Source organism: Rhizobium alarense (genome assembly GCF_021555155.1).
GTDB lineage: Bacteria > Pseudomonadota > Alphaproteobacteria > Rhizobiales > Rhizobiaceae > Rhizobium_D > Rhizobium_D alarense.
Genome location: NZ_JAKGBU010000045.1, coordinates 21,845 through 43,084 on the forward strand (window position 1 = coordinate 21,845; position 21,240 = coordinate 43,084).

Below are 21,240 nucleotides of genomic sequence, written 5' to 3' on the forward strand. Positions count from 1 at the left end.
GGCGCCACGACGGGCGCACCGAGCAATCCAGTCTCGCAGCAGAGCCCGCGTTGCCAGCTTCCAGGCGCCTGTTAGGCTCCGGATTCGCTGGCACCCAGCGTCGAGCGGAAGCGGATCTTCGAGCGCTCGACATGGCGGAAGAAGGCTTCCTGGGCCCGTTCGCGGTTGCCGGAGGCGAGTGCGTCGACCATCTCGCGGTGCTCGCGGTTGGAGACCGAGAGCCCGCGGCCTGAACCAGGCCGCGGGCGCGGGCGAGATGCAGCTTGTTGACGAAGCCCTTATATTCCTTGACGAGTGTCCCGTTTCCCGTCGCCGTGACGAGATAGTCGTGGAAGGCGAGATTGACTGGATAGTAGTCGTCGAAGTTCTTGCTCGCGGCGATTTCGTCCATCTGGTCGAGGAAGGCATTGAGCCGCGCCAGCATCTGGTCGGTGACGAGATCGGCGAGCAGGCGTCCCGCAAGGCCGAAGATCGCGGCGCGCACGTCGTAGATTTCAAGCGCCTCCGTCGGCGAAACCGAGCGCACGAAGACGCCGCGGTTGCGGATGCTCTCGACGAGACCCTTGGCCTGCAGGCTCCGCGTCGCCTCGCGCAGCGGTCCGCGACTGGTACCGAACCGTGTCGAAAGCTGGATTTCGTTGAGGCGCTCGCCGGGTTTCAACTCGCCTGCCAGGATGAGGTGTTCGAGCTCGCGCTCGATCACCCCCTTCAGCGACGACGTTCTCAACACCATGAGGTCGTTCTGCTGCACCTTCGGTTCCTGATACAGGGCGCCTTCCATTGAATTCGATTGCTATTGTAGGCAATAAACAATGGGAATGTAAGCTGCAACTCCTATTGGGCGCCCCGTCCTATCGCACCCAGAACGTTTTCGGTGACGGCCTTCGTGTCCGCCTGTCCGCCGAGATCCGGCGTATGCGGTCCCGACCGGCTGACTGTCTCGATGGCCGCCATGAGTTTTTCGGCGGCCGCCGCCTCGCCGAGCCGGTCCAGCATCATCGCCGCGGTCCAGAAGGCGCCGATCGGGTTGGCGATGCCCTTGCCCATGATGTCGAAGGCCGAGCCGTGGATCGGCTCGTACATCGACGGATGCTTTCCGGACGGATCGACATTGCCGGTCGCACCGTTGCCGAGGCTTCCCGTCAGCGCCGAGGCGAGGTCGGAGAGAATGTCGGCGTGCAGGTTGCTGGCAAGGATGGTGTCGAAATTGCCGGGTTTCGTCACCATCAGCGCCGCCATCGCATCGACCAGCTTCCAGTCGACATCAAGTTCCGGAAACTCCTTCAGCACGTCGCGGCAGGCCTCGTCCCACAGCACCATGCCGTGGCGCTGGGCGTTCGACTTGGTGACGACGGTCAGCCGCTTGCGCGGCCGTTGAGGGACCCGCAGATCTCGCGGACCATCGGTATCGTCCGTCGCCGCGCCGCCACGCTCTCGCCGGCGGCCGAGCGCTTCCGGCGCATGCTTCTCGGCGTCTGGAAGGCAGACTGACGCCGTCAAGGCGCCGGCCCCGCATATTGCTGTCTGCGGGGAGGGAAAACGGTTCCGGCGCGGCGTCAAGTCGAGGCGTTCCGCGGCAGGCTGCCGCCGCGTCCGGAACAGCGGACTGGTCCGGCGGACGTCCGGCGCCACGCCCGATTTTCGCGCCAAGCTTGTTACTCTCACACCTGCGCCGTTGCCCCTATTGTCTGTTTTGAGAGACGGCTGCCGGACAGCCCGAAACGACGATCGACCTCGATGGAGAAGGCAATGACGAGACACTATAGAGGCGGATGCGCATGCGGCTTCGTCCGCTACGAGACGACCGACGAACCCATCTTCCAGAGCCATTGCCAATGCCGGCATTGCCAGCAGCGAAGCGGCACCGGCCATTCGTCCTATCTGGTTTTTCCCCGGCGGACGGACGTGGCGATTTCGGGTGAGGCGAGGGAGTGGCGGATCGCCGGCGACAGTGGCGACGAAAAGCTCCACGCCTTCTGCCCGACCTGCGGCACGCCGGTCTACCTGACCTTCGTCGCGATGCCGGAGCTGATCGCGGTCCATGCCGCGAGCCTCGACGATCCGGCCCAGTTCGATCCGCAGGCGGTCACCTACACCGTGCGCGGCCATGCCTGGGATACGCTCGACCCTTCCCTTCAGAAATTCGAGCGCATGCCCGGATGACACGGCCCGGCGGCGCCGTCGTACCGGTCGCCGCAATCCACGTCGACAAACGAGTGCAATGCAATCTCCGGAGCGGCGTCCGCGCCCTCCGGCAGGAGCCTTGCGTCCTGCCTATGCCCGGAAGTCCGTCGGGCGCAAAAGACACGGACCCGACCGCGCCGCTCGGCAGACAATCCGACACCGGCGCCAACCCGAGAAGGAGTACAATCATGGTGGACATCCTGCACCGCGTCGGCATCGACGCCCCGCCGCGTGACGTCTACAATGCCCTCGCCACGCTCGACGGTCTCGCCGCGTGGTGGACGAACGACACGACGGGGGAGACCGGCATCGGCAGCGTCATCCATTTCCAGTTCGGTGACCGGGGCTTCTTCGACATGAAGGTGCTCGAACTCGATCCGGGCAAGCGCGTCGTCTGGGAAGTGGTGAAGGGGCCGGGCGACTGGATCGGCACCCGCGTCATCTGGGATCTCAGGCCCTACGAGAAGGGCACGACCATTCTCTTCAAGCACCAGGGCTGGCGCGAGCCGGTGGAGTTCATGCACCACTGCAGCACCAAATGGGCCACCTTCCTGATGAGCCTGAAAGCGATGCTGGAGACCGGCAGGGGCTCGACCTTCCCGAATGACGTCCGCATCAGCATCGACGCGGACTGAGGAGGGACTGCGGCACGCGCTTCGGCCGGCCGGGCCCCCCGATGCCGGCCGGACGCGCGCGGGTCCTCAGCTGCGGGGCTTCACGTTTTCCGGGTCGTAGAGCGGCTTGTAGCCGATGCCGACCACCTCGACCGGATAGGTCTCGGCGAAATATTCGACGTTCAGCTTGCGGCCTTCCTGGCAATAGACCCATGGCAGGTAGGCGAGCGCGATGTTCTTGCCGATCGTCGGGCCGAAGGCGATCGAGGTCGTGTAGGAGCGGCGGCCGAGCTCGTCGATCAGCACCTCGCCGGTTTCCGGGTCCATGACCGGCAGGTTGCCGACCGGATAGCGCTTCACGCCGGTCTTGTCGGTGTTTTCCGTCATCACCAGCGTGCAGAGCATGGCGGGCTGGTGCTCGCGCGCCTTGTATTCCAGATGCTTCGCCTTGCCGCGGAAGTCGGCTTCCTTGACCTTCGGACGGGCAAGGTCGGCTTCGATGAGGTTGTACTGGGTGAGCAGGTCCGCGTTCTGCAGGCGCAGGCTCTTTTCCATGCGGCGCGAATTGGCATAGGTCTCGACGCCGAAGGCCATGACGCCGGTGGCGCGCAGCGCGTCCCAGACGGCAAGCCCGTCCTCGTATTTCATGTGCAGTTCCCAGCCCTGCTCGCCGACATAGGAGATGCGGAAGGCGGTGACCGGCTTGCCGGCGATCCCGATCTGCTTGATTGCGGCAAAGGGGAAGTTCTCGATGTCGAGGCCGGCCGGATCCGCCACGACCTTCTTCAGCGTCTCGCGGGCGTTCGGACCCCAGATGCCGATCGTGATGAACTGTTCCGAGACGTCGGTGATGGTGACGTCAAGACCGCGGTCCTGGGCCACGCGGCGCATGTAGTGGAAGTCGCGCGGGCCGGCATCGGCACCGTTCACCAGACGGCAGCGGTCGGCCATGCGGAAGACCGTGAAGTCGGCGCGCACCATGCCCTCGTCGTCGAGGAAGTGGGTGTAGATGCCCTTGCCGATATTGCCGTCCCCACCGATCTTGGCAGCGCAGAGCCATTCGAGCAGCTCGACATGGTCCGGCCCTTCGATATCCACCATATGGAAGTGCGACAGGTTGACGATGCCGCAATCCTCGCTCATCGCCAGATGCTCGGCGTTGGAGACGCGCCAGAAGTGGCGGCTGTCCCACTCGTTCTCGCGCACCGGCACGCGGTTGCCGTATTTTTCCAAAAGGTGTTCGTTGGCCGCATAGCCGTGCGCGCGCTCCCAGCCGCCGAGCTCCATGAAATAGCCGCCAAGCTCGACCTCGCGCTCGTAGAAGGGCGAACGCTTGATGTTGCGGCCGGTGGCATAGGGCTCGCGGGTATGAACGGCCGGGAAGTAGATCTTCTGTGCCGCCTCGAAGGTGCGGCCCTCGATGAACTTTTCCTCGAGCTGGTGCGGGTAGAAGCGGGCGTAGTCGATCGAGTTGTGGTCGATTTCGGTGCGCCCGTCGGTCATCCAGTCGGCGATGAGCTTGCCATAGCCGGGGCCGTCCTTCACCCAGATGGCGACGCAGTACCAGAGGCCGCGCACCTTCTGGCTCTCGCCGCAGGACGGGCCGCCGGCGGCCGACACCTGCAGCAGGCCGTTGAAGGAATGGCCCTCGTTATAGCCGAGCTCGCCGAGGATCGGCGTCAGTTCCATGGCCTTTTCGAGCGGCTCGAGGATCTGCTCCATGTCGAGGTCGCGCTGCGACGGCGACAGCCGCGCCTCGTGCTTTTCGAGAATGTCGCGCGGGTGGCAGAGGCGCGGATTGGTCTGCTCGTAGTAACCCCACTCGATCTGGCCGCCTTCGGTGGTCTTCGGGTCGCCGGTGTCGCGCATATAGGCGGAGTTGCCCTGGTCGCGCAAAAGCGGGAAGCCGATCTCCTTGCCGGTGCCCTCGAACTCGTTGTACGGGCCGAAGAAGGTCAGCGGATGGTCGACCGGCATGACGGGAAGATCCTCGCCGACCATTTCGGCGATCAGGCGCCCCCAGATGCCGGCACAGACGATGACGTGGTCGGCATGAATAGTGCCGCGATGCGTGACGACGCCCTTGATGCGGCCGCCCTCGACGATCAGCGACTGGGCCGGGGTGTTGCCGAAGACCTGGAGCTTGCCGGATTTTTCGGCCGCGTCGACCAGCTTGCCGGCAACCGTCTGCGAGCGCGGGACGACGAGGCCGGCGTCGGGATCGAACAGGCCGCCCATCACCTGGTCTTCCTCGATCAGCGGGAACATTTCCTTGATTTGCGATGGCGAGACATAGTGCGCGCGCGTGCCAAAAGCCTTGGCGGAGGAGAGCTTGCGCTTGATCTCCTCCATCCAGGTCTCGTCACCGCTGCGGGCGACTTCGAGGCCGCCGATGCGGGCGTAGTGGCCCATCTTCTCGTAGAAATCGATGGAATACTGCGTCGTCCAGACAGAGAGATAGTCGTGGCTCGTCGTGTAGCAGAAGTCCGAGGCATGCGCCGTCGAGCCGATGTCGGTCGGGATGCCCGACTTGTCGATGCCGACGATGTCGTCCCAGCCGCGCTCGATGAGATGATGCGCGATCGACGCGCCCACGATGCCACCCAAACCGATGATGACGACCTTCGCCCTTTGCGGAAACTCTGCCATTGCCTGCGACCCTGGTTTCAATATGGAGCGGGATATTAGTGCCTGCCGCGCCGGGACCAAAGCCTGTCTACGACATAATCATCCTGCTCCACGACCCACGGGCGCGGCCGGAAACCGGGCGGTCGCGGGCGGCGGCGGGCCGCTGCTGTCCCGAATGCGCCGTGCCCGCCGGGACGGGTGCTATTTCGCCGGTTCGGCGGCGGCTGCGACCATGTCCACATGCAGCCGTCCGAAGACGAGCGCGGCGAGCAAGGCCGACAGGCCGAGCGGCAGCATGTAGATCCAGCCGAAACCGGACGGGCCGACGGCGGTCAGGATCGGGCCGGCGGCCGCAGTCCCGACCGCGGCGCCGAAGAGCGCGACGACGAGGATGCGCGACAGCAGGGCACCGTCCGGATCGGTCTCCGTCAGAAGCCCGGTCACGAAGGGCGTCGCCATGTAGAAGCCGATATTGAGCGTGATCTGGGCGACGAGAAAGACGCCGCCGCCCGGCACGTTGAAGAACAGGTAAAGCGAGACGGCCATGACGAGCAGCCCGGCGAGCACGAGCGGCAGCCGGAGGTTCCGCCTGCGCGTGACTGCCGGCACGACGGCGCCGAGGAAGCCGGCGACGGACGACAGCGCGAGGAAGAGACCCACCGTGCCGGTCGATAGCCCCGCGCGTTCGCCGACATAGCCGCAGATCGCCCATTGTCCCGCCTGGACGGCATAGACGAGGAAGACGACGATCATCGTCCGCAGGATCGCGCCGCGGCCGAGTGCGATAGGCTTGCCGCCGCCTGCGGGGATCGGCGGACGGCCTCCCATCAGCAGGAAGAACGGCAGCATGAGCAGGACGAAGCCCGTCAGCAACCCGAAGACCGGCTGCTGCGTCGGCGCGGCCGGCACGACGGAGATGATGAGCAGCAGCAGGCCCATGGTCGTGCCGCCGATCAGGTTCAGCGCGCCCCACAGCCGCTCGGCATTGGGCCTCGAGGCGACCCGCACCGCGATCAGGCTGAAGACCGCGCCTTCGCCAAGGCCAGCGACGAGGCGGGCCAGGGCCAGAAGCAGCGGCGTCGTCAGCGCGTAGCTCGACGCCTGACCCGCCAGCACGGCGAGGATGCCGGCGACGGCGACGGTGCGCGGCAGGCGGTTCGCCAGTCGCGGCAGGAAGATGCCGTAGAGCGCGATGCCGGCGAGTTCGGCGCTTGCGACGATCGTTGCCGTCGCCTCGTCGAAGCCGGGAATGCGGCTCATCGCCAGGACGACGATCGGCATCACCATCGTGCCGCTCAGTGCCACCGCGAAAGCGGAGCTCAATCCCAGAATCCAGAGCGGCATCGGCAATCGTCCTGTGGCGGGCCGGCGCTTGTGCCGCCGGGTTCGGTTGCGCGGAACGGGCTGCCGGAACGGCTGCCCGGGTCTCACGATAGGTGCGGCGAAAGGCCGGGCAAGGGGATGGCGGGCCAGAATGGTATCCGATTCGGCCAAAGAGACGTCCGGTGCGGCGGCGGTGATCGCAATTGCGGCCTGTGCCGGCGCCGGTGTTCTGCTATGTATCGTGAGCGCCGTCGGCGGCGTCACGCTTCGTCAGCAGGCCCGTTCCATGACTTCACACGAGACGACCTATCTCACCGCCAACATTCCGGTCTTCCTGCTGCGCTGCCTGACCTCGACGCTCGCCGATCTCGGTTTCGAGCCGGGGCGCCTGACGCGTGGCCTCGGCCTGTCGCTGGACGACCTGACGGATCCCTCCTGCCGTGTCTCGTTCCGGCAGGGACGGGAGCTCATCCGCCGCGCGCTCGACATGGCGAGGGGCCACGCGCTTGGCCTCGAGACAGGCATCCGCGAGCGCATCACGTCGATCGGCCTCGTCGGTTATGCGATGATCACCTGCCCCACTGTCGGCGACGCGATCGCGCTCGGTCTCACGCTGCAGAAGGACACCGGCAGCATGCTCGAATTCGACATGCGGAGCGAAGCGGGCGAGGTGGTGATCGTCGCGAGCAGCCGCTTTCCCGACCCGGAGATCCACGCCTTCCTTGTCGAGGAAGCCTTCGCGAGTTTCATGCAGGTGGCGCGCGACCTCGTCGGCGACAGTTTCCGGCCGCGCCGCGTCGACCTCGCCTATCCGGCGCCGGCCTATGTTGCGACCTACCGGCGCATTTTCGGCTGCGAGGTGTCTTTCGGTCAGCCCGCAAGTGCCTTCATCTATGACCAGGCGTGGTCGTCCCGGCCGCTCAACACCGCCGATCTGCTCAGCCACCGGCAGATCCTCGAATTCCTCGACCATCACCGCGCCAGGAACCGCCAGGCGGCGGAGGTGATCTCCTCGGTCGAGCGCATCCTGCGCCAGAACCTGCGCGGTCATCCACAGATCGCCGCCATCGCGCGCGAACTCTGCATGAGTGAAAGGACGCTGCGCCGCCGCCTGTCGGATTACGGCGTCTCCTTCCAGTCGCTGCTCGACGGCCAGCGCAAGACGCGGGCGCTGGAACTGCTCGGCAATCCGCAGCTTTCGATCGAGCAGATCGCCTTTGCCGTCGGCTTCACCGACCCGCACAATTTCCGGCGTGCCTTCCGCCGCTGGACGGGCAGCACGCCCGGCAGCCTGCGCCGCGACATGCATGCGATCTGGCCGGAATAGACCCCTTTTCGGTCTGCTCGCCCCTTAGCCCCGCCGGCCGGTCGCGGTAGCGTGCGGCGAGAAGGTTGCAACAGGAGCCCGTCCGCTTGGCAGTCCCCGTTTCCCCCCTTGCGGAGCCCGCCATCCTTGCCGTCGATCTCGGCACGAGCGGCTGCAAGGTCGCGGTCGTCACCGCGACCGGCCGGGTTGCCGGCTGGGCCTTCCGGCCGGTGTCGCTTGTCCTCGTGGAGGGCGCCGGCGCCGAGCAGCGGCCGGACGACTGGTGGCGCGCCTTCGTCGAGGCAGGCCGGCAGGCGCTCCGCGACGCCGACATTCCGCGCGCCCGCGTCGTCGCGGTCTGCGCCTCGACCCAGGGCGAGGGAACGGTGGCCGTCGACCGCGACGGGCGCGCCCTGATGAACGGCGTCATCTGGATGGACATGCGCGGCGCGCCGTCCGTCCGCCGGCGGATGCGCGGTCTTCTGAAGGTCGCCGGCTACGATGCGCTCAAGCTGCAGCGATGGCTCCGGCTCTGCGGCGGGGCGCCGGCGCTGTCCGGCAAGGATCCGTTCGGTCACATGCTCTTCATCCGCGACCATCGGCCGGCGGTCTACGAGAAGACCCACAAGTTCCTCAACGTGCTCGACTATCTCGTGCTGCGGCTCACCGGCCGCTTCGTCGCGACGCAGGATTCGATCCTCACCTCCTGGGTGACGGACAACCGCGACGTGAACGCCATCCGCTACGACGCGGGCCTGCTGCGCCTGAGCGGCATCGACCGGGAGAAGTTCCCCGATCTCGTGCGCTGCACCGACGTCGTCGGCCCGCTGCTGCCGGCGGTTGCGGAGGACCTCGGCCTTTTGCCGGAAACCCGGGTGATCGCCGGCGCCATCGACAATTCGGCCGCCGCTGTCGGGGCGGGAACCGTCGCGGACTACGACGCCCATCTCTATGTCGGCTCGTCCTCGTGGGTCGCGGCGCACGTACCCTTCAAGAAGACGAGCGTTGTCGACCAGATCGCCTCCGTCCCCTGCGCCCTGCCGTCGAAATATCTGATGATGGCCCTGCAGACGAGCGGCGCCAACAGCATCGCCTTTCTCAAGGACCGCATCATCTTCCACGACGACGGGCTGGTCGACAGCGAGCCGTCGCCGGACATCTACGCGGTGCTCGACGCCATTGCCGCGCGCACGTCGCCCGGCAGTGACGGTCTCGTCTACCTGCCGTGGCTGTTCGGCGAGCGCTGTCCCGTGGACGACCGGTCGCTCAGGGCCGGGCTCTTCAACCTCAGCATCGAGCACAGCCGGGAGACGCTGGTGCGCGCCGTCTTCGAGGGCACCGCGCTCAACACGCGCTGGATGATGAAGCCGGTCGAACGCTTCCTCGGCCGTCGGCCGCCGCATCTCACCATCATCGGCGGTGGCGGATTGTCGGCCGCCTGGTGCCAGATATACGCCGACGTGCTTGACATGCCGATCCGCCAGCCGCGCGAACCGCTGAAGGCCAATGCGCTCGGTGCCGCGATGATCGCCGCGGTCGGCCTCGGCCTGACGTCCTTTGCCGCGGCATCGGCCTGGGCCGGGATCGGCCGCACCTATGAGCCGGATCCACGCCTGCGCCGGCTCTACGACGATCGTTTCGGCCTGTTCCGCGACCTGCACCGGCGGCTCACTCCCGTCTACCGGCGCCTGAACGGCGGGGAGGGGGCGGGCCGTGGCTAGTTTCCTCGACGAACGCGGGCAGGTCGCCGACGCCTGCCGGTCTCTTGCCGGCAGGGGCTATCTCGCCGGCACCGGCGGCAATGTCGCTCTGAGGCTCGACGAAAACCGCTTCGCGGTCACGCCGTCGGCGACCGAATACGACACCGTGACGGCAGCCGACGTCGCAGTCGTCCGGCTCGACACGCTCGAACAGCTCGAGGGCACGAAGCCGGCCTCGATCGAAACGGGGCTGCATGCGCGGATGTTGCGGGCCTTTCCGTCACGCGCTGCGTCGGTGCACACCCATCAGCCGGTCGCAAGTGCCGTGGCGCTCCTGCACGAGGCGCTCACCTGGCCGCCCGGCGCCGACCGGGAGCGGCTCGGCGACCATGTCGGCCTGGTGCCTTACCGGCCGTCGGGCACGGCGATGCTGGCGCGCGCGCTGGCGAAGCGTCTTCGGCCGGACGTCTACGCCTATCTGCTGGCAAGCCACGGCGTCATCTGCAGCGCCCCGACGCTCGATGCGGCGGCGGCGATGATCGCCGCCGTCGAAGCTGCAGCCGCCTGCCATATCAAGAACCTGATGCAGGCCCGCTCGCGCGTCGGCGGCGAGGTTCGCCGCATCGTGCTCGCCTGCCTGGATGAAATCCTGACGGAGGAACCATGGACATGACCACAAGCACCGCGCCCGCCGCGGCGTCCTATGCCATCAGCGCCTGGCCGGACAATGCCGCGGTGATGGACCGGCTGAACGCCCTTTTGAAGCTCCCCGTTCGCGGCATCCGCAAGGACGCCCTGCCGACGGTGCTCGACTATTTCGAGAAGAAGTGCAGGACCTCGAAGGCGCTCGCGGCACGCACGGCGGAGGTCATTCCCGGCGGCGTGCAGCACAATCTCGCCTTCAACTATCCGTTTCCGCTCGCCGCGACGCGCTGCGAGGGTGCCTATCTGTGGGACGCCGACGGCAACCGCTACATCGATTTCCTGCAGGCGGGCGGCCCGACGCTGCTTGGTTCCAACTATCCGCCGGTGCGCGAGAAGGTCCATGCGCTGCTCGACGAATGCGGCCCGGTCACCGGCCTCTTCCACGAATACGAACTGAAGCTCGCCGAGCTCATCCGCTCGCACATGCCCAATGTCGAGATGTTCCGCATGCTGGGCTCGGGCACCGAGGCGGTGATGGGTGCGATCCGGCTTGCCCGCGCCTATACGGGCCGCAGGCGCGTCATCAAGGTCGGCGGCGCCTATCACGGCTGGAGCGACCAGGTGGTCTACGGCATGCGCGTGCCCGGCACCGGCCGGCGCGAGGCGGTCGGCATCCCGCGCGGCTCGACCGCGTCTACGCAGGAGGTCTTTCCGAACGACCTCGCGGCACTGCGCCGCAAGCTCCAGATCAACCGGCTGCGCGGCGGCACGGCGGCGGTCGTCGTCGAGCCGCTGGGGCCGGAGAGTGGCACGCGGCCGGTGACGCGCGACTACAATGCCGGCGTGCGGGCGCTCTGTGACGAGTTCGGCGCCCTCCTCGTCTTCGACGAGGTCGTCACCGGGTTCCGCGTCGGCATGGGCGGCGCACAGGGCTATTTCGGCGTCCGGCCGGACCTCACCGTCTTCGGCAAGTGCCTGACGGGCGGCTACCTGATGGCCGGCGGCATCGGCGGGTCGAAGGAGGTGATGATGCTTCTGGCGGGCGGCATCGGCACGAGCAGCCGCCGCGCCTTCGTCGGCGGCACGCTGTCGGCGAACCCGCTCTCCTGCGCCGCCGGCTACCACGCGCTCTCCGAGATGGCCCGCACCGATGCCCCGGTCCTCGCCGGGCGGGCCGGCGACCGGCTCTGCAGGGGCCTGAACGAAATCATCGACCGGCTCGGCCTGCCCTTCGTCGCCTATAATTTCGGTTCGATCGTGCACCTGCAGACCTCGGCCGTGCTGCTCATGAGCATGCGCAACCCGATCAAGCTGATGCGCGAGGCGTCTGCCCGCAAGCATGCGATGGAGGAGATGGGCGCTGCCTATCTCGCACACGGCGTGCTGACGCTCGCCGGAAGCCGCATCTATACGAGCATGGCCGATACGGACGAGGTGATCGACGACGCACTCGGCCGCTTCGAGGCCGTCTTCCGGCTCGTCTGACGAGGGTGGGCATGGCGATCGGAGAAGACGACGAAACGCGGCTTCGCCGCACTGCCGCGCGGCTTGCGGGAAAAGGCCTCATGCTGCCCGGTGATACGCTCGCCGCGCGGGTTCCGGAGGAGGGCGTGCTGCGCGTCCTGACGCTCGCCGCAGGCACGGCGCCGCCGCAGGATGCCGTCCGCCTGGATCTCGCCGGCACCGATCCGGACCTCCGGCGCCGCATCATGGCGGTCCGGCCGGATGTCGGCGCGATCCTCATCGGCCGCCAGCCCTGGGCTTCGGCGCTCGCACAGCTCGGCCATTCGATGCCCGGTGTCTTCGACGAGCAGATCCGGCATCTCGGCCTGGAGGTGCGCCGCTCGGCGCCGGTGGCCGACGACGCGGCGCTGCGGGCGCTCGTTGCGGACGGGTCCAACGCCGTCCTGTTCAACAACCGCATCTGGTGCTTCGGCATGACGCTCGAGCGCCTGGCGCTCAATGCGGAGCTTCTCGAGAAATGCGCCAAGGCCTATGTGCTGGCCTTCGCGACCGGCCACCGCGTCGAGCACATCCCGTGGCTCGTCCGCTTCATCGCCAGCCGCCGGCTGCGGCACGACGAGGCGCAGGCCGCAGCGGCACATCTGCGCGGCGAACGGGCGGTGCCGAAGGCCGGTTACTGACGGCCCTGGCATCGTGTTGCGGACCGGCGACCGTCAGGCCAGGCCTGCCGGCTGCTGCAGGCGCCCGTCGGCCATTTCCACGGTGCGGTCGAAGAGGTCGAGCGCGCGGTGGTCGTGGGTGACGATGGCGATGCCGGCACCGCGCTGGTCGGCGATCTGGCGGAAGAGCGCGATCACCTGCCGGCCGCGCACGCCGTCGAGCGCCGCAGTCGGCTCGTCGGCGAGGATGAGCGCCGGCTCGTTGGCGATCGCCCGGGCGATCGCGACGCGCTGCTGCTCGCCGCCGGAAAGCCGCGCCGGATGGTTGTCGATGCGGTGGCCGAGGTCGAGCTCGTCGAGCAGCATGGTCGCCTGGGTCCGGGCGACGCGCGGCGGCACGTCGTCGATCTCCAGCGCCAGCGCCACGTTCTCCACTGCGGTGAGAAAGGGGATGAGATTGGCCTTCTGGAAAACGAAGCCGATATGGTTGCGCCGGAAATCGCGCAGGCTTTCGAGCTCGGCACCGGCATGGGAGACGCGCTCGCCGTTGATCCGCACCTCGCCGTCCGTCGGCGGCTCCAGGAGCCCCGCGATCATCAGCATCGTGCTCTTGCCCGAGCCGCTCGGCCCCAGGATGCCGACGACTTCGCCGGGGAAGATCTCCAGCGACACGCCGTCAAGGGCGCGCACGATGCCGTCGCCGCTCGGATAGTGGCGGGTGGCGTTCTCGATGCTGAGGATGGGCGCAGCCCTCATGACAGAACCTCCTGCGCCCGGACCTTGAGGGCGCGCGAGATGCCGAGCAGGCTGGCGACCCCGCAGATGACGGCGATCGCCGCGAGCAGGCCGGCGAGGTCGGCGGGGTCGATGACGACGCGCCGCGGGAAATAGGGGAAGATGAGCTTCGCCGCGCCCCAGCCGAACAGGAAGCCGCCGCCGCCGATCAGGAAGGATTGCTGCGCGATCATCGAGACGATGACGGAATTGCGCGCGCCGATCAGCTTCAGCATGGCGATCTGGTGCAGCTTCTCGATCGTCAGCGTGTAGATGATCATCGAGATCACCAATGTCATGACGACGAGCAGCACGGCGGTGAAGGCGAGGATCTGCACGCGCAGCCGCCAGAGCCGCTGGTTGAGCAGCAGGTCGCGCTGGTCGGCACGGCTGAGCACGTTGGCGTCGCCCCATCCGAGCACGGCGCGCCTGACGGCGTTCTCGTCGGCTGCCGGGTTGAGCGTCACGAGAATGGCGGCGATCTTGCTGTCCTGCGAGACGGAGCTCTGCCGCCCGTCGTCGGAGGCGGCGTGGCCGTTCGCGGCGCGGGCGAGCAGCACCTCCTCGCTGGTGCGGGTCGTGGCGATCGCCGAGGCGTCGGCGACCGTCACGAAGAGCAGCCCGTCGCCGGTCGCGTCGACCATGCCGCGCGTCAGGCCGACGATCGCATAGCTGTCGCGGCCGAGTTTCACGCGGTCGCCGAGCGAAAGCCCGACGCTCTCGTCCGCCACGGCCTCGTAGTGTCCCGTCGCGAGCGAACGGCCGGCGACGAGATCGAGCCAGGCGCCCGTGTCGGTCGGATAGTCGAGCCCCGTCACGGCGGCGCGCAGCGCGTGGCCCGCGACGTCGAACTGCTGGCTGAACTGCACGAAGCGGCGGACCGTCGCGACGCCGTCGACGCCCTCGACCCGGCGGTCCATGCGTGCCGCAAGGGCCGAGCTTTCGGCGAAGGGTCCGGACCGGCCGCCCTGCACCACCCAGAGATCGGCGCCGATCTCGTCGATGACGAGAAGCGCATCCGCGACGATGCCGCGGTAGAGGCCGACCATGCCGATGGAGGCGGTGACGAGGAAGCCGACGCCGGCAACCGTCATCACGAAGCGCGCGAGGTTGAAGCGGATGTCCTTGATCGCGAGGTTCATCGGGCCGTCTCCGCGCGGTCCACCCGCATGCCGCGATAGGCGCCGGCAGGCTTGAGCAGCACGGTATCGCCCGGTGCGCCGCCGCTGCGGATCTCCGCCCGGCCGTCGCCGATCCGGCCGAACGTTACCGGCCGCCACCATGCGCGGCCGTTCACGACGAACCAGAGGCCCGGGCGGCCGTCGTCGTGCACGATGGCGTCGGTGGGGATCGAAAGCGTCCTCGCCGCCGCGCCGACCGCGACCCTTGCCGTGCCGCGCTGGCCGATCGCCCAGGTGTCCGGCAGGCGGTCCGGCTTGACGTCGACGGTGAATTCGCGGGTTTCCTCGTCCACCGTGCGGCCCAGCCGGTGGACATGCGCCGCCACGCGGCGGTCGGGCGCCGATGCGAAGGAGAGCGAGGCCTGCTGGCCGGGGCGGATCTCGGCCATCGTGCTCTCGTCGAAACGCGCGGTCAGCACGAGCGAAGCCGGGTCGACGATCGAAAACAGCGAGGTGCCGGGCGTCACCACGTCGCCGAGATTGCGATCGCGCGACACGACGATGCCGTCGAAGGGCGCGCGCACGACTGCATCCTCGAGCCGCGTGCGGTTGAGCGCCACGGTTGCCTCGGCGGAGATTGCCTGCGCGCGCGCCTGCGAAACCGCGGCCTCGGTGCGTGCCACGTCCGCTTCCGCCTGCTGCAGCGTGGCGAGCGCGGTGTCGTAGGAGGCCTGCGAGGTCGTGCCCTGGCGCAAAAGATCGCGCTGCCGGTCATGCGAGAGGCGGGCATTGCGCAGGCCGGCCTCGGCCCGCTCGCGATCGGCTTCGGCGAGGTCGACCGCGCGGCGCGCGGCGTCGCGCGAGGCCGTCGCGGCGGCGAGATTGCTCTTCAGGTCGTCCGCGGCGATGTCGGCGAGCGGATCGCCCTTGCGGACCCTGTCGCTCCGGTCGGCATGGAGCGCGGTTATCATGCCCTGGATGCGGGCGCCGGCCGTGCTGCTCTCGATGGCGGTCAATGTCCCGGGGCCGCTGATGTCGAAGACGAGCGGCGCTTCCGCAAGCACGATGCCCTCGGCGGCATGCGGAACGCCGTAGCGAAGACCGAGTGCGCCGGCGAGCATTGCGGCAAGGAGGGCGCCGGCGAGCGTGGTGCGTATCCCGCGCCGCCGCTGCGGCCGCGGGCGGCGGGTTGAACCCGCCGGAGGGTCGGAGGCGGGCTGGTCCGCGCGCGCCCTGACAGCGGGGGCGGCCGTGCCGGCCCCGCTGTCGGCCTGCCGCTCCGGTTTCGCGGCAGCCTTCGTCGGGGCGACTGCGCCGTTTGTCCGGTGCGGCAGGGGAGGGGTCGTCACTGGCCGAGTGCTCCCGCGAGCGTCTGCTGGCAGGTCGGCGAAACCGAAGCGGCGTGTTCCTGCAGGCAGATGGCGATCCGCCCGCCGCCGGGTTCGATGCCCTTGCAGAACTGGCGGATGTCGGTGCGGCAGGCGCGGGCGACTTCCTTGGCCTTTGCCTTCATCTCGGGTGTCGCCTGCTGCGCCTGGGCGAAGGCGGACGATGCGCCGCCGATCAGCGACAGGGCAAGAAGCGTGGCGGCGAACGGACGGGCGCCGGCGGGCATGCGGTTCTTCATCTGGGATCTCCTCTTTGGTTGACGAAGCGTTGGGGGGCCAGCAGGCCTCACGGATCGAAGGTGAAACTGCGGGAATAGGTCCTGCCGCGCGGGCCGGTCGTGGTGCGCGACGCCGAGCAGCCGTCGAGGCAGCGCGCCGGCCGCCGCACCGCCGGCCCGGCGACCGGCCGGGCGTAATAGGCGTGGCCGCGGGCATACCAGGGGTATCCGACATAATGGGCGTGCCAGTAGGCCGAGCCGTAGGCGACGACCGGTACGCCGATCCGCACCGCGGTCGCCTGCGTGACCACGACCGTCGTGCCGCCGCTCGCAATCGTGATATAGCGGGAAGCCACCCATCCGCGGACGCCCGCGACGCCGACGTCGCACCAGGAGTAGTCCGCGAGGCAGCCGAAAGTGACGACCCGGCTTCCCGCCGCGATGACGCGGACGACCGGATAGCCCGTTCCGGGGCCGGCCCTGAGATTGACATCCATGACGGTGATGGAACTGGTCGCGGCCTCTGCCGCTCCGGAGGCCAGCAGCGCAGGCAGCAGGGCGAGCATCGCTGCACGTATCTTCATCGTGTTCTCCTCGGAATGTAGGGCGGCCGCTGCGGGTCCGCGCGGTCGTGGGACTGTTGGAAGAAGGGGAAACCGGCAGCGGGCTGCGCGGGGGGCGGAGAGAACCCGCTGCCGGTCATCGCGAAGCCGTTACCAGCTGACGCTGCCTTCGCGATGAACCGTGCCGCCGTGCGCGCCTGTCGTGGTGCGCGAGCCGCTGCAGGTCTGGGACGGACCGTCGCAGCTCACCGAACCGCTCCGGCTGGCGGAATATCCGTAGGGACCCGTGCGGCTGACGCTGCGCGAGCAGGTTCCTCCGGCGCAGTTTCCATGGGCGTTGACCGAGGCCGTTCCGTGCCAGCCGGTCACCGACCGGCTGCGGGTCCAGGCGGCGGCCTCGCCGACGGCCACCACTGCGAAGAGACCGGCAAGCAGCCCTGTCGGGATCGCCTTCGTCACGTTCATGGCATTCTCCTTTCGCTCGTTCTCCCGTTCCGGCACCGTGGCCGGCGCCGTTCGGGATGGTCGAAGGATAGGGACGGCATGTATGCGCCATGTGGCTCGGCGCAGTCGTTGTGTATCGCCGCCGCGCCGGTTTGTAGCAATTTGTAACGGGGTCCGCCGGGCTCTTGATTCCGCTTCGCCGCCCCCGCATCCTTTCGCCCATGAGCACCAGTGACCAGACCATTCTCGTCGTCGACGACGACGGCGAAATCCGCAGGCTGATCGGCGACATGCTGCGCCGGGAGGGCTATGACGTGGAGCTTGCCGAGGATGCGGCCCAGATGGACGCCGTGCGCGCCCGCACGCCGGTCGACCTTCTCGTCCTCGACCTGATGCTTCCGGGAGAGGACGGCCTGTCGATCTGCCGCCGGCTGCGCGGCGAGGACGATCTGCCGATCCTCATGCTGACGGCGAAGGGCGACGAGACGGACCGGGTCGTCGGGCTGGAGATCGGCGCCGACGACTATCTGGTGAAGCCCTTTGCCCCCCGCGAGCTGCTTGCCCGCATCCGCGCGCTGCTGCGCCGCGCCGGAACGCAGCGCAAGGACGCGCCGTCGCGCCGCTTCGCCTTTGACCGCTTCGTGATCGATCTCGATTCCCGCACCGTCACGGACGAGACCGGCGTCCCGGTCGCACTGACCAGCGGCGAGTTCGACCTGCTCGCCTGTTTCGTCGCGCGGCCGCGCCGGGTGCTGTCGCGCGACCAGATCCTCGACTGGACGCACGGCCGCCTCGCCAATCCCTTCGACCGCACGGTCGATCTGCAGGTATCGCGGCTGCGCCGCAAGCTGCAGTCCGTCTCGTCCGAGGCCACCCTGATCACGACGGTCCGCAACAACGGCTATCTGCTCACCGTGCCTGTCCGGCAGGTGCCCTGATGGTCCGAGCCGGCCTTTCCGCGCGCCTCGCCGCCATCGCGGCGACGGCGATGCTGACGACCTGGGTGACGATCGTCTCCGTCTATTATCTGTCGAAGGGGCTGGACGAGGGGATTTCGCTTCCTGCTCCGCAGCAGCTCGTCGCGATGGCCGGCCTGCTTGCCGAAGCCGGGCCGGCCGACCGGCAGAAGGTGCTGGCTATCGTCCGGTCGCCGCTCGTCGCGGTCTCGGTCGAAACGGACATGCCCGTGCCCGAGACGGGCAGCGGCAACAGCATTCTGGAGCAGAGCCGCTTCGAGCCGTACCGGGAGGCGCTGGGCGCCGCGCTGCTCTCGGTCACGGCGGGCCGCGTCGAGGGCGGCGACCGCTGGCTGCCGCGGCCCTTTGCCGGTTCGGTCAGTCCCGTCGTCTTCCGCATCCGGCTGAACGACGCGGAGGTTCTGCAGATCGAGGCGAGGGCGCCCTATGTCGTCACCTGGTTCGGCCTCCCCGCGGGATTTGGCGCAGGCGTCATCGGCACCGTCTTCGCGCTCGTCGCCGTCCTGCTGCTGCACAGCCAGATCCGGCCGCTCGGCCGGCTCGCCGCCGCCGTCGACCGGATGGATCCGGCGGGCGATCCGGTAGCACTTCCCGACATGCGCTACGGCGCAGAGGAGATGAAGACGCTGGTCGGCGCCTTCGACCGGCTGCAGGGAAGGCTGCATTCGATGATGCGGGCGCGGCTCGCCCTGATCGGCGGCATCCAGCACGATGTCCGCACCTTCGCGACACGCCTGCGCCTCCGGATCGAGCACATTCCCGACGAGGAGCAGCGCGGCCGGGCGGCGGGCGACATTGAGGCGATGATCACGCTGCTCGACGACTCGCTGCTCGCCGGCCGCGCCGGCGTCGGCGCGCTGGACGAGGAACTGCTCGATCTGGCGGGGCTGGTCATCGCCGAGGTTCGCGAGCGGCCGGATGCGGACCGGGTCGCGACGCTGTATGTGACGGAGGAGGCCCGTGCTGCCCAGGTGCTCGGCGATCGCCTTGCGCTGAGGCGCGTCGTCTTCAACCTGGTCGACAATGCGATCAAATACGGCGCCGCCGCCCATGTCCGGCTCGCGCGCGACGATCAGGTACTGGTGCTGACGGTCGACGACGAGGGGCCCGGCATCCCGGCGGGGCAGCGGGAAATGCTGCTCGAACCCTTCGTGCGGATGGAGCCGTCGCGTGCCCGCCGGACCGGCGGCGCCGGTCTCGGCCTCGCGGTCGCCCGCAGTCTCGTCGAAGCCCATGGCGGCAGGCTGGACCTTGCCGAAGCGCCCGGCGGTGGAGGGCGCGCCCTCGTCCGCGTGCCGGTTTTCGCCGGTACGGGTTAGACGCGCACGGCTCCCGCCGCACGGGCCAGCAAGACGAAGAGGCCGAGGGCCGCGAGCCCGAAGGCAAGTGCCGTCGACAGCGCCGTCGCTGCACCCCAGCGTTCCAGGGCGACCGCGAAGGCGAAGGGCGCGAAGGCGGCGGAGAACTGTCGCGCCGCCGAGACCCAGCCGAGCCTCGCGCCATAGCCGTTCCGGCCATAGAGTTCGAGCGGCAGGGTGCCGCCGACGATGCTCGTAAGGCCGGAGCCGAGACCGAACAGGATCGCGAAGGCACCGACGCCCGCAAGCTGCGGCGCGGTCGAGAGGAGAAGAGCGAGGCCGAGCGGCAGCAGGCCGGCGGCGATGATCGCCAGGTGGCGCTGCGCCAGCCGGCCGCCGAACAACATGTTGACGAGCCGGCTCGCCACCTGCGCCGGACCGAAGAAGGTGGAGACGACGAGGCCTGACGTGCCGAGGCCGAGTGCGGTGACGAGCGGCACCATGTGCACGAGGATGGCCGCGAGCACGAGGCCCTCGATGGCCAAGGCGGCGAGCATCAGCGGAAACAGGCTGCGCGCAGCAGGCCGCAACCCGTCGCCGTCCGGACCGGACGGCGGTGCGGCATCGCCCTTGGCCTCGCTCGTTGCAATCTCCCGCGGCAGCCGCGCGACCCACAGATGGATCGGCAGGCAGACGGCAAGGTTGAGCACTGCGAAGACGAGATAGACGTCCTGCCAGCTCAGCCGCGCATGCAGCGCTGCCGTCAGCGGCCAGAACAGCGTCGAGGCGAAGCCGGCGATCAGCGTGAGGTGGGTGATGCTGCGCTGGGCGTGTTGGCCCGTTGCCTGCACGATGGCCGCGAAAGCCGTGCCGTAGAGCACGAAGGCAGAGGCGACCTCCATTGCGACGAGCGACAGGAAGAGCGTCAGCGCATCGGGGGCGAAGGCCGCGGCGACGAGGGCGAGGCCGGCCGCAAGCGAGCCCGGCACCATCAGCCGGCCGGCGCCGAACCGGTCCGCCAAGCCGCCTGCCTTCGGCGCTGCGAGCCCGCCGCAGACGAGGGCAAGCGACAGCAGGCCGAACAGCGCGTCGAGCAGCAGGGCGACGTCCCGCGCGATCGCCGGTGCGAGGATCGCGAAGGAATAGTAGAGCGTGCCGTAGCCGATGATCTGCGTGACGCCGAGCGCCCAGATGAGGCCCTTGGCGCCCGGCGCTGCGCTCATTCGGCGGGTTCCGGAAGCGCGACGGACGAGGGGGAGGGCGCGCCGCAGCCGCAGCCCGTCCGGCCACGCGCCTTGGCCGCGGCATCGGCAACGCAGCATGCGTCGGTTTCCACGGGCGCGGGACCGCCGCAGCAGCCGGCGGCCTGGCCCTCCGGTCCGAGGAGATCGGTGCTGCAGACCCCGGTTTCCGGCAGCACCAGCTCGACCCTGCGCGCCGCGGCATGATCGCCCGCGAGCTCCGCCACGACCGAGCGCACCTGTTCGTATCCTGTCGCCATCAGGAAGGTCGGCGCGCGGCCGTAGGCCTTCGAGCCGACGATGTGGAAGCCGGCCTCCGGCTGCGCCAGTTCGACGACGCCATGCGGCGGGACGGTGCCGCAGGAATGCAGGTTCGGGTCGATCATCGGCGCAAGCCGGCGCGGCGCCTCGACCGCCGGGTCGAGATCGAGCCTGAGCTCAGACAGGATGGAAAGATCGGGCCGGAAGCCGGTCGCGACGATGAGCTGGTTGGCGAGGATCGTCTCGGGCCGGCCGTTTGCCGTCGCCTCGACGGCGATCCTGTCGCCGGCGCGCCGGACCGCTTCGACCGCGAAGGGCGCGAGGAGCCTCAGATGGCCGCCGTCGATCGCCGCCCGGGCGGCGAGGCCGAGGGCGCCGCGGGCCGGGAGCCGGTCGCTGAGCCCGCCGCCGAGAAGCCGGTCGAGGCGGTTG

General features: G+C 68.8%; 19 protein-coding genes and 4 pseudogenes. 10 read left to right on the forward strand and 13 right to left on the reverse strand.

The features are described 5' to 3' along the window. Positions 1-71: 71 nt before the first annotated feature. The 3 genes and pseudogenes from LXM94_RS26195 to LXM94_RS14960 all read right to left on the reverse strand — a co-directional run. The gene (locus tag LXM94_RS26195; RefSeq protein ID WP_329605615.1) at positions 72-191 is read right to left on the reverse strand and encodes a hypothetical protein; all 120 of its coding nucleotides are present in this window, start codon (positions 189-191) and stop codon (positions 72-74) included. A 104-nt stretch (positions 192-295) separates the two neighbouring features. Beyond that, a pseudogene (locus tag LXM94_RS14955) lies at positions 296-781 on the reverse strand (GntR family transcriptional regulator); the annotation flags it as partial. A gap of 53 nt (positions 782-834) precedes the next feature. Continuing rightward, positions 835-1,374: pseudogene (locus LXM94_RS14960) on the reverse strand (isocitrate/isopropylmalate family dehydrogenase); the annotation flags it as partial. Here LXM94_RS14960 and LXM94_RS14965 point away from each other — a divergent pair. The 3 genes and pseudogenes from LXM94_RS14965 to LXM94_RS14975 all read left to right on the forward strand — a co-directional run. Further along, positions 1,363-1,491, forward strand: a pseudogene (locus LXM94_RS14965) (LysR family transcriptional regulator); the annotation flags it as partial. The pseudogenes LXM94_RS14960 and LXM94_RS14965 sit on opposite strands and share 12 nt — an antisense overlap. Before the next feature lie 258 nt (positions 1,492-1,749). Further along, positions 1,750-2,163 carry a GFA family protein gene (locus LXM94_RS14970; protein ID WP_235772269.1) on the forward strand — a complete coding sequence of 138 codons (414 nt, stop codon included), beginning with the start codon at positions 1,750-1,752 and terminating at the stop codon, positions 2,161-2,163. A 209-nt stretch (positions 2,164-2,372) separates the two neighbouring features. Then, positions 2,373-2,819: an SRPBCC family protein gene (locus LXM94_RS14975; protein WP_235772270.1), complete on the forward strand. Its 447-nt coding sequence runs from the start codon at positions 2,373-2,375 to the stop codon at positions 2,817-2,819. Between the two features lie 66 nt (positions 2,820-2,885). Here LXM94_RS14975 and LXM94_RS14980 read toward each other — a convergent pair whose 3' ends face one another. Next, positions 2,886-5,447, reverse strand: a complete 2,562-nt coding sequence (locus LXM94_RS14980; protein ID WP_235772271.1) for a GcvT family protein — start codon at positions 5,445-5,447, stop codon at positions 2,886-2,888. A gap of 180 nt (positions 5,448-5,627) precedes the next feature. Then, a complete protein-coding gene (locus LXM94_RS14985; protein ID WP_235772272.1) occupies positions 5,628-6,770 on the reverse strand; it encodes an MFS transporter in 1,143 nt (380 codons plus the stop codon). Between the two features lie 265 nt (positions 6,771-7,035). Between LXM94_RS14985 and LXM94_RS14990 the strand changes: the two genes are divergently transcribed. The 5 genes from LXM94_RS14990 to LXM94_RS15010 all read left to right on the forward strand — a co-directional run bounded on the left by LXM94_RS14990 (position 7,036) and on the right by LXM94_RS15010 (position 12,544). Next, positions 7,036-8,076: an AraC family transcriptional regulator gene (locus LXM94_RS14990; protein WP_235772273.1), complete on the forward strand. Its 1,041-nt coding sequence runs from the start codon at positions 7,036-7,038 to the stop codon at positions 8,074-8,076. Between the two features lie 86 nt (positions 8,077-8,162). After that, positions 8,163-9,776, forward strand: a complete 1,614-nt coding sequence (locus LXM94_RS14995) for a xylulokinase (protein ID WP_235772274.1) — start codon at positions 8,163-8,165, stop codon at positions 9,774-9,776. After that, entirely contained in the window at positions 9,769-10,428 is a 660-nt protein-coding gene (locus LXM94_RS15000) for a class II aldolase/adducin family protein (RefSeq protein WP_235772275.1), read from the forward strand. The genes LXM94_RS14995 and LXM94_RS15000 overlap by 8 nt, the downstream gene beginning before the upstream one ends. Then, positions 10,425-11,885 (forward strand): aspartate aminotransferase family protein, encoded by a 1,461-nt coding sequence (locus LXM94_RS15005; protein WP_235772276.1) that lies wholly within the window; start codon positions 10,425-10,427, stop codon positions 11,883-11,885. The genes LXM94_RS15000 and LXM94_RS15005 overlap by 4 nt, the downstream gene beginning before the upstream one ends. 11 nt (positions 11,886-11,896) lie before the next feature. Continuing rightward, entirely contained in the window at positions 11,897-12,544 is a 648-nt protein-coding gene (locus LXM94_RS15010; protein ID WP_235772277.1) for a hypothetical protein, read from the forward strand. 33 nt (positions 12,545-12,577) lie between these two features. On the opposite strand, the gene LXM94_RS15015 is transcribed toward LXM94_RS15010, so the two are convergent. From LXM94_RS15015 to LXM94_RS15040, 6 genes are all read right to left on the reverse strand, one after another. Then, positions 12,578-13,279 carry an ABC transporter ATP-binding protein gene (locus LXM94_RS15015; protein WP_235772278.1) on the reverse strand — a complete coding sequence of 234 codons (702 nt, stop codon included), beginning with the start codon at positions 13,277-13,279 and terminating at the stop codon, positions 12,578-12,580. Further along, positions 13,276-14,439, reverse strand: a complete 1,164-nt coding sequence (locus tag LXM94_RS15020; protein ID WP_235772279.1) for an ABC transporter permease — start codon at positions 14,437-14,439, stop codon at positions 13,276-13,278. The genes LXM94_RS15015 and LXM94_RS15020 overlap by 4 nt, the downstream gene beginning before the upstream one ends. Beyond that, complete coding sequence (locus tag LXM94_RS15025; protein WP_235772280.1) at positions 14,436-15,767, reverse strand: efflux RND transporter periplasmic adaptor subunit; 1,332 nt, start codon at positions 15,765-15,767, stop codon at positions 14,436-14,438. Before LXM94_RS15025 ends, LXM94_RS15020 begins: the two co-directional genes overlap by 4 nt. Then, positions 15,764-16,045, reverse strand: coding sequence for a cysteine rich repeat-containing protein (locus LXM94_RS15030; protein WP_235772281.1), 282 nt, complete (start codon positions 16,043-16,045; stop codon positions 15,764-15,766). Before LXM94_RS15030 ends, LXM94_RS15025 begins: the two co-directional genes overlap by 4 nt. Positions 16,046-16,092: 47 nt before the next feature. After that, positions 16,093-16,608 (reverse strand): SH3 domain-containing protein, encoded by a 516-nt coding sequence (locus LXM94_RS15035; protein WP_235772282.1) that lies wholly within the window; start codon positions 16,606-16,608, stop codon positions 16,093-16,095. Positions 16,609-16,737: 129 nt separating this feature from the next. Next, a complete protein-coding gene (locus tag LXM94_RS15040; protein ID WP_235772283.1) occupies positions 16,738-17,052 on the reverse strand; it encodes a hypothetical protein in 315 nt (104 codons plus the stop codon). Positions 17,053-17,252: 200 nt separating this feature from the next. Here LXM94_RS15040 and LXM94_RS15045 point away from each other — a divergent pair, with 200 nt between their 5' ends. After that, positions 17,253-17,969 (forward strand): response regulator, encoded by a 717-nt coding sequence (locus LXM94_RS15045; protein WP_235772284.1) that lies wholly within the window; start codon positions 17,253-17,255, stop codon positions 17,967-17,969. Continuing rightward, a complete protein-coding gene (locus LXM94_RS15050) occupies positions 17,969-19,327 on the forward strand; it encodes a sensor histidine kinase (protein WP_235772285.1) in 1,359 nt (452 codons plus the stop codon). The genes LXM94_RS15045 and LXM94_RS15050 overlap by 1 nt, the downstream gene beginning before the upstream one ends. Here the strand turns inward: LXM94_RS15050 and arsK are convergent. Further along, on the reverse strand, positions 19,324-20,529 hold the full coding sequence (arsK, locus tag LXM94_RS15055; RefSeq protein ID WP_235772286.1) for an arsenite efflux MFS transporter ArsK: 1,206 nt from the start codon (positions 20,527-20,529) through the stop codon (positions 19,324-19,326). The genes LXM94_RS15050 and arsK overlap by 4 nt on opposite strands. Next, positions 20,526-21,240, reverse strand: a pseudogene (locus LXM94_RS15060) (flavoprotein); the annotation flags it as partial. The pseudogene LXM94_RS15060 and the gene arsK, both read right to left, overlap by 4 nt.